Genomic DNA, 13,146 nt, shown 5'->3' on the forward strand with positions numbered 1-13,146 from the left:
TATAAATCATTCGGTACCGATGGCATTTTCTAATGCTCGTTGTACACCTAGGTATACAGCTTTGGCTAAGGTGTCGCCGAATAGAGAATAGGATCCTGCATCAGTTAATACATCGCCATTTGTATTGATAGTTAAGATGATGCCATCTGTAGCAGTTCCAGTAGCGGAGGTATTCGTTTCTTTTGCTAAACTGTGAACTATATGTGTATTGTATTTGGGAAAGTCCTGGGTACTTTCCACCTTCCAATCTTGTAATGCTGCTGTTTTAGCCTCAGTAATCGTCATGATGGCTTTCACCATCGCACTATCTGTTAAGGCCTTGTTGGTAAATACGAGGATATTAATTGTGCCAGGAGTGTGGAATTCACCATCTTTTTCTTCATAACAATAACCTGTACCTGCACGATGGGCCGTTTTCTTATAACCACCAGTGACAATGGTTTCAACGATTGTATCACTTTCTTGTACCATTGTGTACGCATGAAGGGATGGTGTAGCAGAGGTTAACAGTGCAGTGCTGAAATGTACAGGCACATCGATATGCTCAAATTCTTGAGCTAAATAGTTTGCTACAGAGCCACCTGGTAGATCTTTTTCTGTTTCAATATGGTAGGTTAATTGTTGATTGCGTACACCTAATGTATGGTGAAAGCCTCCATTTAGTTGACCGCTGCTCAAGGAATAGTGAATGTCGTCAAAGAGTACGGTTACAGAGTTGTATTCTTTAGTGACATGACCGCCCGTTATTAATTCATCTGGCGCTGTATATGGATTATTAGACATATAGGACTCCCTAGTTTATCATTGTTAGATATAGAATATAAAGCTATAATAAAAGGTAATATTTTATTATCTTCATATAAGTTGTTTATAATACATAATATTTACATGTGAAATTATATCATATGTTTACCATAGATTTGAGTAAGTCACCTTAAGCATTGTGGGGGTATACATGTACGAATTCTTAGCAACCGCATCAGAGCTGTTATTTAAAGATGCCAATGTATTGTTAAAATTAAGAGAATGGTTTTTTAGCCAAGCCGGCAATATTTTGCTTGCTCTTATTATATTTTTTGTAGGCCGCTATATTATTCGGTGGATTAAAAACGTTGCTGTTCGTGTTATGACACGGGCCAACTATGATACTGCCGCAATGGGCTTTGTATCTCAAATTATTAATTATGTATTGCTTGTAGGTTTATTATTAGTCTGTCTTAATCAAGTTGGTGTTCCTACAACATCCTTTGTAGCAGCTTTCGGTGCTTTTGGTTTAGGTATTGGCTTAGCATTACAAAATAATCTAGCGAACTTAGCATCAGGATTATTGATTTTAATATTCAAACCATTTCGTGCTGGACACTATATTGAGGTTGGGGACATTATAGGGAGCGTTACATCCATACAGTTTATGAATACTATTATCACTACAAAGGATCAGAAACGGGTGTACATACCAAATTCGATTCTTACATCTCAATCAGTAACGAATTATTCCTATATGACTGAACGAATGATTCCGTTTGTTTTTGATATTGGCTATAACAATGATCATCATGAAGCAATTAAGATATTAAAGACCGTTTTTGCCAAGGATAAACGTATTCTAAATGCTAAATATATGGAGATTGGTATTTCTGAATTTGGTGATAACTCTGTGCGTATTTCTGCGTTTGCAGAAGTTAAAACGAGTCAGTTTCTTGATGTTCGATATAGTATTATGTCCGATGTAAAAGATGCTTTTGATAAGCATGGTATAGATATTCCATATCCACAACGTGTTGTATATATACAAAACGCAGATACTTCTACAGGTGAAATTAAAGGAACTAAGAAAAAAGTAACTACCACGAATCAAGAAATCTGATAAATCATGAATTTACAAGTTAATAATATGTAGAAAGAGATTGATATGAGAGATTTAATAATGTATAGGCACTTAGTATGGCAACGTTTTATATTGGCGTTAGCTTTCATAGGTGCCATGCTCTTAGGTACTGTTGCTCATGGTGCTGCACCTACGCCACCATCTACCATTGGTGAAGCCGTGGTACTCATTGATGCAGATAATAAGGAGATTTTATTTGCCAAGAATCCCGATAAATGGATGCATCCGGCAAGTACAACGAAAATGGTAACCTTATTAACAGCACTTGAGTTAAAAGGAACACAATTAGATGAGTTAGCAACGATTAGTCCTTATGCAACTAGCATGGAGGAATCTAATCTTGGTGTACATGTGGGCGACCAAATCACCTTGGAAGGTGTTCTTGAAGGTATGATGGTAGCATCTGGTAATGATGCGGCTGTAGTGGTGGCAGAGAACGTAAGTGGGTCTGTAGAAAATTTTGCGAAGGATATGAATCGCATAGCTGCTAAGGCAGGGGCTAAAAACAGCGTATTCCTCAACCCTCATGGATTGACCCAAATGGGTCATCATTCAACGGCACGAGATTTGGCTTTGATTGCATCTTATGGGATGAAGTATCAAATGTTCCGCGATAAGGTGGCGAATGATTACTATAAGGTGCCATATCAAAATCGCACACCTGAAACGATTCGCACTACCAACCATTTCATCCGCAATAAATACCCTGGTGCTAATGGTTTAAAGACTGGCTTTACAAATGCGGCGGGTGAATGTTTGATCGCATCGGCTACGCGAAATGGGCACACTATGATTGTGGTGATGCTCAATGATGACAACCGTTGGAATGAGGCCGTTCAGTTCCTAGACTATGGCTTTAAATTACGCGGTGTTATTTAATAATATAACTATTTAGTTATACATACTATAAAAGGTCCTACCTTCTGGTGGGACCTTCATTGTAAGGGGGATATGTATGAGTTCATTTTTTGCTTTTTTAAAACGGATGCGCTTTATTAACCGTTGGAGCTTGATGCGCAATACGGAAACTGAAAATATTCAAGAGCATAGCCTTGAGGTGGCTATGGTAGCTCATAATTTAGCGGCTCTTAAAAATGAATATTTTGGTGGCAACCTAGATATTAACAAGGTGGCTGTCATTGCCATGTACCATGAGGTGAGTGAAATCTTTACAGGGGATATGCCGACGCCTATTAAATACTTTGATCCTAAGCTTCGTTCCTTGTATGGCGAGGTGGAAACCTTAGCGCAAGAAAAAATGTTAAGCACATTGCCGAAACGATTGCAATCCGTTTATAAACCGTATATTGTAGATGCTGAAACATTGCCTGAATGGCCGATTGTGAAAGCAGCTGATACATTATCTGCGTATATGAAATGTGTCAATGAATTACATGCGGGCAATGATGAATTCAAGGAGGCGCACGATACGATTTTGGCCAAGTTGAAAGCTCTAAATATGCCAGAGGTGGACATGTTCATCGAAGAATATGTACCGGCTTTGAGTGAGTCCTTGGATAAACTTAATTACTATAAAATATAGTAGGTAGCATTAAGGTTTTGTAATATATTCCTGATTGCGTATCAATATCTTTTTACCGCGCCATGAGAAGGCTCGATGACCGTGTTTTGCCTTAAACTCCTTATTGGTCATAGACTCTAATTCATCAACATCCACATAAGGTTCGATAGATTGAAATCCAATAATGGGTGTTGTAGGTAAGTCCTTATTATGGGGGCATACTTCTTGGCATACATCACAACCGAATAACAAGGGTGATTTCCTGATGATGGCTTGTTCGTTATCGGTGAGATCGCCTTTTTTTTGTGTTAAATAGCTTTTACAGGTGGCGTAATTAAATGCATTGCCATCTAGACATTGACCTAAGCAGGATGTAATACACCGATTACAGCCCATACACGTATCGGTCATAGGCGTATTGGACTCGAATTCTAATGTGGTGAGCACAGTACCGATAACGATATAAGAACCCCAAGTTGGATTGATAAAGCATTTATTTTTTCCATAGAACCCAAGGCCTGCTAAATAGGCCATATATCGATCAGCTAAGGGACTCGTATCGCAATGGATAGAGAATGATGCATCTGGGGCAGTCGTTTTAAGTTCATCTACGAGACGTTGTAAATAGTCTGTCACCACTAGATGGTAATCAGTGGCCCACGTGTAACGGGATAGATTCGTAGGACCTTCATGTGGCACATGATAGGGAAATAGACAGACGATGGCGCTGTGTGGCATAAAGTCTGTTGTGCCTATCAGTCGTTCGTCTATGTCGGCTGCTGTGAATGGACAGGGATTGGATTCCTGCAAAATTTCACGGGCCTCTATAGGGAGTGGCCATGACGTGGTGCCCACTACGGGTATATGTAATTGTTTGCAAACTTCTTGTAATTTTATATTGTTTGTCATAGATTTACGGTGTAATAGTTGTTACAATTATATATATAAGCAAAAATAAAAGGTTTTATGGCAACATTGCTAATAGTAAATGGCTTAAGATAATGATTGTTTTTAGTATACCATTGTGAGGATAGATTATGTTAGCCTTTTTGAAAGTGTTACAACCGAAGACGGTGGAAGAGGCCTATGAAATGGCCGTAAAAAATAAGACGGCACCGATGCTTGCTGGCGGGTGTTGGCTGCGCTTAGGTCGCCGTACATGGCCTGCAGTAATCGATATGGCAGGATTAGATTTACGATATGTTCGTGAAGAAGATAACGAATTTGTTATTGGTGCCATGGCGACACAAGGCGATGTAGAACGATTTGAACCATTACAACGCTTTTGTGGCGGTGCTGTAGTACGTGGTGTCAAAGAAATTCTAGGCGTCCAATTTAGAAATATGGCTACCATGGGTGGATCCGTAGCTAGCAAATTTGGCTTTTCCGATATCATTCCTGCCTTGCTAGCTGTTCATGCAGACATCGTAACCTATAAAGGTGGTCGTATGTCCATGAAGGATTATATGAATTATCGGGAACGTGATATTTTAGTTGAAATTCGCATCCCTAAACGCGAGGTGCCTGTTGCGGTTGAGGCGTTGCGCATTTCTCGTGGCGATTTTCCATATTTAACCGGTTCTATTCGCCGTGATGATACAGCCTATGAAGTCTATATCGGGACCCGTCCAGGTGCGCCACAACTAGCAGAGAAAGCGAGTGCTTTGCTTTCAGAAAAAGGATTAGATGCATTGGATGAGGCAGCACGGGTTGCATCAGAGGAATTAGTATATCAAAAGAATTCTCATGCATCCAAGGAATATCGAATTGAGATGGCTAAAGCCATGGTTCGCCGGTTAGTTAAGGAGGTGGCACAATAATGGAATTAGTATTAAATATTAATAATAAGAATGTAATCGTTAATGTGCCAACGGATGAAATGCTATTAACTACGCTGCGTAACTTAGGCTATTATAGCGTACGCTGTGGCTGTGATACGACAAACTGTGGCTTATGCACTGTTTGGGTAGATGATGAAATCACGTTATCCTGCGCATATCCTACATTCCGTGCGCCAGGCCATTCCATCACAACCCTCGAAGGTCTTGAAGAGGATGCATCTTTATTAGCAGATTGTCTTGCTTCTGAAGGGGCAGACCAATGTGGTTTCTGTACTACCGGTATGATGATGAGTGCTATCGCATTGAAGCGTAGAAACCCTAATGCCAGTGATGATGAAATCCGAGAATACTTGATTGGCAATCTCTGTCGCTGCACCGGCTATGAGTCGCAGCTCCGCGGTGTTCGTAAGTATCTACAAGGAGGTTTATAATGAAGCACATTGGTAAGTCTTATGATAAAGTCGATGCCAAGGGCATACTCAGTGGTAAACCTTCTTATACAGGCGATTTTGTGCCAAAAGATGCCCTCATTATTAAGGTGTTGCGTAGTCCCCATGCACAGGCGAAAATTAAATCCATTGATACATCTAAAGCTAAATTAATCCCTGGTGTAGAGGCTATTTTTACCTATGAAGATGTACCGAATACGCGATTTACTTTGGCAGGTCAAACCTATCCAGAGCCATCTGCCTATGATGCGTTGATTCTCGATCCTGTAGTCCGCTATGTAGGTGATGAAGTGGCCCTCGTCGTGGCTAAAGATGAAGCTACTGCATTGAAGGCGATGCCTCTTATTAAGGTTGAATACGAGGTGCAAAAACCGGTACTTGATTTACGCACGGCTATGGACCATGAAACAGTAGTCCATCCAGAAGACGATATTCTCAATCACATTCCGGTAGGACAAGACTATAAACGCAATATTTGTGTATCCTACCATAAGCGTGTTGGTGATATTGAAGGGGAACTCGCTAAATGTGATTATGTCGTAGAAGGCACATATTTCGATCAAGCTACGCGTCAATCTGCAATGGAACCATTCCAAAGCTTTGGCTATATTGATCATTTAGGACGTATTGTCATCGTTAGCTCTACGCAAATCGTGTTCCATGTGCGCCGTCATATTGCACGAGCACTAGGAATTCCTGCATCTAAAATCCGCGTTATTAAACCTCGCATTGGCGGTGGTTTTGGATCGAAGCAAACGGCTTGTACTGAATTGATGACAGCATTTGTAACATGGAAATTACAAAAGCCATGTTATTTACTATACGATAGAACTGAAGCACAAACTTGTTCTACTACACGTCATGCTCGTGAATGGTATATTCGCGTAGGTGCTACAAAGGATGGCATTATCCAAGTTATTGACATGGACTCCATTACTGATGCAGGTGCTCATGCAACCCACTGCTTTACGACAACCACAGCGGGGGAACATAAATCCGTGCCATTGTATAACAAGGCAAAAGCGGTGCACTACGGCACGGAAGGGGTTTACATGAATCATACGCCGGGCGGTGCCTTTCGTGGCTATGGTGCTACAGAAGCTTTGTGGCCGTTGGAGTGTGCTGTTAACCGATTAGCAGATGAAATGGAAATCGACCCAGCTGAACTTCGTCAAAAGAATCTAATTGCTGCTGGTGAACGCAGCTTAGTATATGATCCTGATGAAATTATGGATTCTGGACTATTCCAAGAAACCGTAAATAAGGTTAAGGAAATGGCTCGTTGGGATGAGCGTCCTCATAGTTGGGACATTGATGAGCGCTATCGCGGCGGTTTGGGGATGGCTCTTGCTTTACAAGGGTCCGGTGTTGCTAATATCGATGTAGCATCCGTAGAAATTCGTCTCGGCGATGATGGTAACTACACATTGTATACGGGCTCTTCCGATATGGGGATGGGGGCTAATACAATTCTTACACAAATGGCTTGTGAAGCTATTGGTTGTCCGATGGAATCTATGACGGTTGTCGAATCTGATACGGATATCGTACCATTTGACCCAGGTTCATACGCATCGAGTACGACTTATGTAACGGGTACAGCTGCGAAGATGGCGGCTGAAGAACTGAGAGAAAAGATAATCCATAAATTAGCGCAATTTATGGATGTTAAACCAGAAGATATTGATTTTGACGGCTTAGTAGGTGTGACTAAGGACGGTACAAAGAAAATGTCCGTTCAAGAACTAGCGCCTAAGCTATTAGTCGGAACTACATCCGAACAATTAACGGGGTTCGCAACATGGGGTAGTCATACATCTCCACCACCATTCATGGCTTCTATCGCGGAAGTTAAGGTAGATAAACAAACGGGGCAAATTATACCATTACATATGTATAACTGTGTAGACTGTGGTACCGTTGTGAATCCGAAATTAGCGCGCGTACAGGTTGAAGGTGGCGCAGTACAAGCTATTGGTATGGCTTTGTATGAAGATGTTAGATACTCTAGTAATGGTCGTTTAGAAACCAATAATTTCATGACCTATAAGATTCCTACACGTCAAGATATTGGTGAATTACATACAGCCTTTGTCGAATCATATGAGGAAAGTGGTGCATATGGTGTTAAATCCATCGGTGAAATTGTTATTAATACAGCTTGTCCCGCAATACAACATGCTGTAAAAAATGCAGTTGGTGCGGATATTCGTACATTACCTATGACACCAGAGAAGGTATTTATGGGGATGGACGAGAAATATAAAGTATAACCATTTCTACATTCCTAAAGGGGGCCTCGTGCTATGACATCACAAACGCAGTACTGGAATCGTCTTATCCAACCTGGCATTGTCGCATTGGTTGGGGCTGGCGGCAAAACAACGGTCTTATCTAAGCTAGTCGAGTATGGTCGGTTGCAAGGACAACCTATCGTAGTGACGACTACGACACATTTGTATGAATCACAAGTGGCTCAATATGAACCTATTTACACAAAGGATATCAACGATGTTGATGAATATTGTACAAAACGTATTCAACAAGGGTATTGTGGCGCCTGGTTTAACGGTATTACACGAACTAAGGTTGATGCTGTAGATTGTGAAAGCATAGATGGCCTCAGTGCGTTACATCCAAACTGGCAAATCGTTGTTGAAGCAGATGGGGCTAAAGAAAAATGGCTTAAGGCACCAAAACATACGGAACCTGTTATCCCAAGTCAAACAAAGACGACTATAGGGGTAGTGAACCTTCAAATGCTAGGTGCATCCCTTGATGAAGATCATGTTCATAATTTGGAATTAGTTCAATCCATTGTACATCGCGAAGAAGGTGCCATCGTAACACCTCATATGCTTGCTCAAATCGTGCTTCATAAACAAGGTTTGTTCCAATATAGTAAAGGTAAGAAAATCTTGTTCTGCACAGGGTATGACACGGTACAACATCGCATCATTGATGATTTCATAAGCCATGTGGTAGATAGTGATATTACGGCTATTGTGTTGGCTGATGGGTATAAGGCTAGCTGTGAAATTCGTCGTATTATTCAATGTCGCTAGGTAACAAAATGGAATATAAAACATGTGAAAGCGCTCCCTTAGGGGGCGCCCTTTCACGAGAAATACCACGTATTGGTGTTGTTTTATTAGCAGCAGGTCAGTCGCGACGAATGGGAAAGAATAAACAATTACTCCCGTGGCGAGGAAAGACGATTCTTGATGCTGTATGTCATGCATTACAAGTTGGATGGGAACAAAGTAATTCTTCATGGAATTTAGAAATCTATCCTATGGTTGCCGTTACAGGTGGGGACCATGATATTGACCGTATTGCTAGTAGTTATGGATTTTCCATTACTCATAACAGTCGTTCTGATTTAGGTCAAGGTACATCCATCGCATTAGGCGTGCAATACTTGGTGAATACATTTGGCACGCACCCTTTGGATGGTATTATTTGCTCTGTTTCTGATCAACCTTTACTAGACTCTATGGTTATTGAAAAACTCATTGCTAGCTTTCAACAGCATAGAGATGAAACCAATAGAACAATCGTAGTACCTAAATATGGACCTACGCAGCATCCTGGGAACCCCGTTTTATTTGGTGCCCATTGGTTTGAGGCGTTGCAACATATCGAAGGGGATCAAGGTGGTCGAACGATTATTCGCGGTGTGGGGCATAATTTTGTAGAATATGTAAGTATTATTCCTGAATGGGGATTTGATATAGATACGCCAGAGGATTATAACGATTTACAACATCGTGAAAGTGAGGGTGTATGAAGCCTTTAATACTTGTGCGCGGAGGCGGAGATATCGCTTCCGGTGCCATTTATAGATTGAGACGTGCAGGGTACCCTGTAGTGGTTAATGAAATTGCTATACCTACTATGATTCGCAGAGAGGTCAGTTATGGCAATGCTGTTCATTGCGGTGAAATGATTCTTGAAAGGTTAGTCGCCCGTCATGTGTATATCGATGAAATTCAGGATACTTTAGCACAAGGGGTGATTCCTGTTGTTACATCGTCCTACGAAGAGCTATTAGAACAACTGCATCCAGATATTGTTGTCGATGCCATTTTGGCTAAAAAGAATTTGGGGACTACGAGACTCGATGCGCCCTTTGTTATTGGTGTAGGCCCTGGATTTAGTGCAGGTCGCGATGTGAATGTGGTCATTGAAACGATGCGTGGACATAATTTGGGACGCTGTATCTATGATGGTGAAGCGGAACCTAATACGGGTATTCCTGGTAATGTGGGTGGCTATACACATGAACGCGTGATTCATTCCCCGAAGGCCGGTTTGTTTACGGCGAAACGCCATATTGGCGATGAGGTGCAAGCTAATGAAGTGATTGGTTATGTCGATGAAGAACCGGTGCGTGCTAAGATTACCGGTACGTTGCGGGGTATTTTAAAAACGGGACTCATCGTTTCTGACCATTTTAAATTAGCCGATGTGGATGCTCGCTGTGAGGAATCCCATTGTTATAGTATTTCTGACAAATCCCTGGCTGTTGGTGGCGGCGTTTTAGAGGCTGTTACTGCATGGGACTATGAAAGGAATAAAGATGGAAAGCATTTATGATATTATGAAAGACTGTTTGCAGGTTACAGAGCCAACATTTTTGGTGACGATTTTATCGGGGCCTCGTCAAGGGGATAGAACTATCTATAATCAGGATGGGGATATATTATATGGTGACGCTATAGAAGGTTTTACACTAAATAGAGTTAAGCCAAATGCTTTATGTGTATTTGGTAGTACTGAATGCTTTGTCGAACCTGTTGAAAAGGATCCATCTGTTCTTGTACTGGGTGCTGGTCATGTGAGCCGTGCTATTACAGATTTACTCTTATTTATTGGGTGTCGTGTTACAGTGGTTGATGATCGTCCTGAGTATGTGGTGCCTGAATTCTTTGACGAGTGTGTAACAAGAAAATGTTTGCCTTTGAATGATTTTAGAGACAAGTTACCTCTTGATGAATACAATGGCTTTATTATCGTTACGAGAGCCCATGAATTTGATAATACGTGCTTGGAACAATTGAGAGATCGATTGCCTACTTATATGGGCGTTATGGGTAGCCAACAACGCATTCATTATGCATTAGAAAATTTGAAAGCCAAAGGTTGGACGCAAGAGGAACTCGATATGATTTATGCTCCTATTGGACTAGATTTGGGTGCTCAAACACCGGAGGAAATTGCGTTATCTATCGTCAGTGAGTATCTTGCTGTTGTGCGAGGTAAACAAGGCCAGTTTTTACGTAGAAAGAGAGTTGTAAATCATGAATCGTGAGTTTGTAGAATATTTGAGTCAACGCACAGGTGAAACACTAGCAGTGGCAACAATTCTTCATACTGCCGGTTCTACACCACGTAAAGCGGGTACATCGATGGTTGTATTCCCTGATGGGTCTATCTTTGGTACTATCGGTGGCGGCCGTGCGGAAAATGAAATACGCCTTAGCGCCATTGATTCTATGAATAAGAAGGAACAGCATCGACGTATCGAAGTGAAATTAAATGATGATGTAGCCGTTAAAGAAGGTATGGTCTGCGGTGGATGCATGGATGTGTGGATTAAAACGCAAAATGTATAACTCTGTTTTAAATTTACAGTGCTCATAAAATGCGATAAAATATAAGGTACAGCTAAGATAATGGCTGTACCTTATTATTTTGTATAAGGAGTTGCGAATATGCATTTTGAAGCCCTCATACATACCTTTAGAATCCTTGATCTCATCGATATCTTGACGGTTGCTATCGGTATTTATTATATGTATAAACTCTTAAAGGATACACGCGCTGTAGCCTTGTTGAAAGGGTTATTATTTTTGGCTATTTTGAATGTTTTAAGCCATGTAATGAATTTGTATGTTATTAACTGGATTCTCCAACAAGGGATGACTGTTATCCTCTTTGCGTTACCTGTCGTGTTCCAACCGGAACTACGTCGTGCCCTAGAGCAACTTGGGCGTGGCCGTATTTTTAGTAAAGCACAGAATGTAAACGAAGAAGAAATGGACATGGCCATCAATGAAGTGATGGCTGCTGCTCGCGTTATGTCCCGTGAACATACAGGGGCCCTTATCGTATTTGAACGTGAAGTAGGTTTAAATGACTTTATTGATACAGGCATTATTGTTGATGCTGTACTTAGTCGGGAATTGATTAAAAATATTTTCGTTCCTAGTACACCTCTTCATGATGGGGCTATGATTATCCGCAATGGCCGCATTCAGGCTGCAGGTTGTCTATTGCCGCTTACCGAGGACCGTACATTAAGTACCGAACTTGGTACACGTCATCGCGCGGCTATCGGTCTGTCTGAACAAACAGATGCGGTTGTCGTTGTTGTCAGCGAAGAAACGGGTGTCATTTCTTATACCTATGGCGGACATATTTATCGTCACTTACCAGAAGATCAAATTAAAGAGGCCCTTCGTACATTTATGGAAAGACCTCGTCAAAATATTACGAGCATGTGGAAATGGGGTGGCAAGAAATGATGATTCATTTGAAACGCAACTGGCCTGCAAAAATACTTTCATTATTGGCAGCCATCGTCATGTGGTTTTTTATTATGCGCGACCAAAATCCTGTGATGGAGGTTTCCTATACGGTGCCTGTACAGGTGCAAAATTTGGCAGCTAATTACATCATAGAGGATGCACCTCAATATGTACGCGTTACGCTTAGTGGGCCACGCGATACGATTATTAATTTGAAGTCTGAAAACCTTAAGGCCTATATAGATGCATCAGGGGTTTCGACGGGACAAAATAATGTAACTATCCACTTTAATCCACCATCGGGGATGAACATAGTTGAGATTAAACCTGATACGGTAACGATTAATGTTGATGAATATGCATCAAAGAAATTACCTGTTGAAATTGTCCCAATCGGACAAATTCCGGATAATGTGGCCATGAAATCGGTTACTGTGATTCCGAAGGAAGTCACTGTATCCGGTCGTAAACAACAAGTAATGGCTGCCACACGGGTTGTCATGAAGGTTAATGTGGCCGGTCAAACTAAAAACTTTAGTGCTGTTGCTGATTTAGAAGCTTGGGATAATGCGGGCAATGTGCTCGATGTAAATATTAGCCCAACACAAGGCCAAGCACAGTATGAATTAAATTTACTTAGAAAAGATAAAGCCGTACCTATTTCGGCAATAACCGTAGGTCAAGTAGCGGATGGTTATGAAGTCAAAGGTATTACGATTAAGCCTGTACAAGTAACAATTACAGGCCGTGAAGAAATGGTGGATTCTGTTTCGGATCTTAAGACGGAATCTATTGATATAAGTAATGCTACGGCACCTATTGATGGTACCTATAATATAGTAATTCCTGATGGCCTTACTAGTAAGATGACTACGGTTCATGTAACAGTGGATATACAAAGAAAAGCATAGAT

The 13,146-nt window shown here is 41.1% G+C and carries 15 protein-coding genes; 13 read left to right on the plus strand and 2 right to left on the minus strand.

Annotated elements, in window-relative coordinates; all coding sequences use genetic code 11:
- Window positions 1-6: 6 nt before the first annotated feature.
- The gene (locus HMPREF1151_RS09030) at window positions 7-783 is read right to left on the minus strand and encodes an adenosylcobinamide amidohydrolase (protein WP_009661786.1); all 777 of its coding nucleotides are present in this window, start codon (window positions 781-783) and stop codon (window positions 7-9) included.
- A 172-nt stretch (window positions 784-955) separates the two neighbouring features.
- Here HMPREF1151_RS09030 and HMPREF1151_RS09035 point away from each other — a divergent pair, with 172 nt between their 5' ends.
- The 3 genes from HMPREF1151_RS09035 to yfbR all read left to right on the plus strand — a co-directional run bounded on the left by HMPREF1151_RS09035 (window position 956) and on the right by yfbR (window position 3,431).
- Window positions 956-1,867 carry a mechanosensitive ion channel family protein gene (locus HMPREF1151_RS09035; RefSeq protein ID WP_009661757.1) on the plus strand — a complete coding sequence of 304 codons (912 nt, stop codon included), beginning with the start codon at window positions 956-958 and terminating at the stop codon, window positions 1,865-1,867.
- Window positions 1,868-1,912: 45 nt separating this feature from the next.
- Window positions 1,913-2,767, plus strand: a complete 855-nt coding sequence (locus tag HMPREF1151_RS09040) for a D-alanyl-D-alanine carboxypeptidase family protein (RefSeq protein ID WP_038141579.1) — start codon at window positions 1,913-1,915, stop codon at window positions 2,765-2,767.
- 76 nt (window positions 2,768-2,843) lie between these two features.
- Entirely contained in the window at window positions 2,844-3,431 is a 588-nt protein-coding gene (gene yfbR / locus HMPREF1151_RS09045; RefSeq protein WP_009661728.1) for a 5'-deoxynucleotidase, read from the plus strand.
- 9 nt (window positions 3,432-3,440) lie between these two features.
- Here yfbR and HMPREF1151_RS09050 read toward each other — a convergent pair whose 3' ends face one another.
- Window positions 3,441-4,319 (minus strand): epoxyqueuosine reductase, encoded by an 879-nt coding sequence (locus HMPREF1151_RS09050; protein WP_009661803.1) that lies wholly within the window; start codon window positions 4,317-4,319, stop codon window positions 3,441-3,443.
- Window positions 4,320-4,447: 128 nt separating this feature from the next.
- Between HMPREF1151_RS09050 and HMPREF1151_RS09055 the strand changes: the two genes are divergently transcribed.
- The 10 genes from HMPREF1151_RS09055 to HMPREF1151_RS09100 all read left to right on the plus strand — a co-directional run bounded on the left by HMPREF1151_RS09055 (window position 4,448) and on the right by HMPREF1151_RS09100 (window position 13,144).
- Entirely contained in the window at window positions 4,448-5,230 is a 783-nt protein-coding gene (locus HMPREF1151_RS09055; RefSeq protein ID WP_009661720.1) for a xanthine dehydrogenase family protein subunit M, read from the plus strand.
- Entirely contained in the window at window positions 5,230-5,682 is a 453-nt protein-coding gene (locus HMPREF1151_RS09060) for a (2Fe-2S)-binding protein (RefSeq protein ID WP_009661798.1), read from the plus strand. Before HMPREF1151_RS09055 ends, HMPREF1151_RS09060 begins: the two co-directional genes overlap by 1 nt.
- Entirely contained in the window at window positions 5,682-7,973 is a 2,292-nt protein-coding gene (locus HMPREF1151_RS09065) for a xanthine dehydrogenase family protein molybdopterin-binding subunit (RefSeq protein ID WP_009661823.1), read from the plus strand. Before HMPREF1151_RS09060 ends, HMPREF1151_RS09065 begins: the two co-directional genes overlap by 1 nt.
- 33 nt (window positions 7,974-8,006) lie before the next feature.
- A complete protein-coding gene (yqeC, locus tag HMPREF1151_RS09070; RefSeq protein WP_009661716.1) occupies window positions 8,007-8,765 on the plus strand; it encodes a selenium cofactor biosynthesis protein YqeC in 759 nt (252 codons plus the stop codon).
- A gap of 8 nt (window positions 8,766-8,773) precedes the next feature.
- A complete protein-coding gene (locus HMPREF1151_RS09075) occupies window positions 8,774-9,490 on the plus strand; it encodes an NTP transferase domain-containing protein (RefSeq protein ID WP_009661842.1) in 717 nt (238 codons plus the stop codon).
- Entirely contained in the window at window positions 9,487-10,299 is an 813-nt protein-coding gene (yqeB, locus tag HMPREF1151_RS09080) for a selenium-dependent molybdenum cofactor biosynthesis protein YqeB (RefSeq protein ID WP_009661845.1), read from the plus strand. The genes HMPREF1151_RS09075 and yqeB overlap by 4 nt, the downstream gene beginning before the upstream one ends.
- Entirely contained in the window at window positions 10,283-11,014 is a 732-nt protein-coding gene (locus HMPREF1151_RS09085; protein ID WP_009661743.1) for an XdhC family protein, read from the plus strand. The genes yqeB and HMPREF1151_RS09085 overlap by 17 nt, the downstream gene beginning before the upstream one ends.
- Window positions 11,004-11,318 (plus strand): XdhC family protein, encoded by a 315-nt coding sequence (locus HMPREF1151_RS09090; RefSeq protein ID WP_009661844.1) that lies wholly within the window; start codon window positions 11,004-11,006, stop codon window positions 11,316-11,318. Before HMPREF1151_RS09085 ends, HMPREF1151_RS09090 begins: the two co-directional genes overlap by 11 nt.
- Before the next feature lie 99 nt (window positions 11,319-11,417).
- Window positions 11,418-12,230, plus strand: a complete 813-nt coding sequence (cdaA, locus tag HMPREF1151_RS09095) for a diadenylate cyclase CdaA (protein ID WP_005375475.1) — start codon at window positions 11,418-11,420, stop codon at window positions 12,228-12,230.
- Window positions 12,227-13,144, plus strand: a complete 918-nt coding sequence (locus HMPREF1151_RS09100) for a YbbR-like domain-containing protein (RefSeq protein WP_009661855.1) — start codon at window positions 12,227-12,229, stop codon at window positions 13,142-13,144. The genes cdaA and HMPREF1151_RS09100 overlap by 4 nt, the downstream gene beginning before the upstream one ends.
- Window positions 13,145-13,146: the final 2 nt, after the last annotated feature.

The sequence above is a fragment of the Veillonella sp. ACP1 genome (genome assembly GCF_000286635.1).
In the GTDB taxonomy this organism is placed as follows: Bacteria; Bacillota; Negativicutes; order Veillonellales; family Veillonellaceae; genus Veillonella; species Veillonella atypica.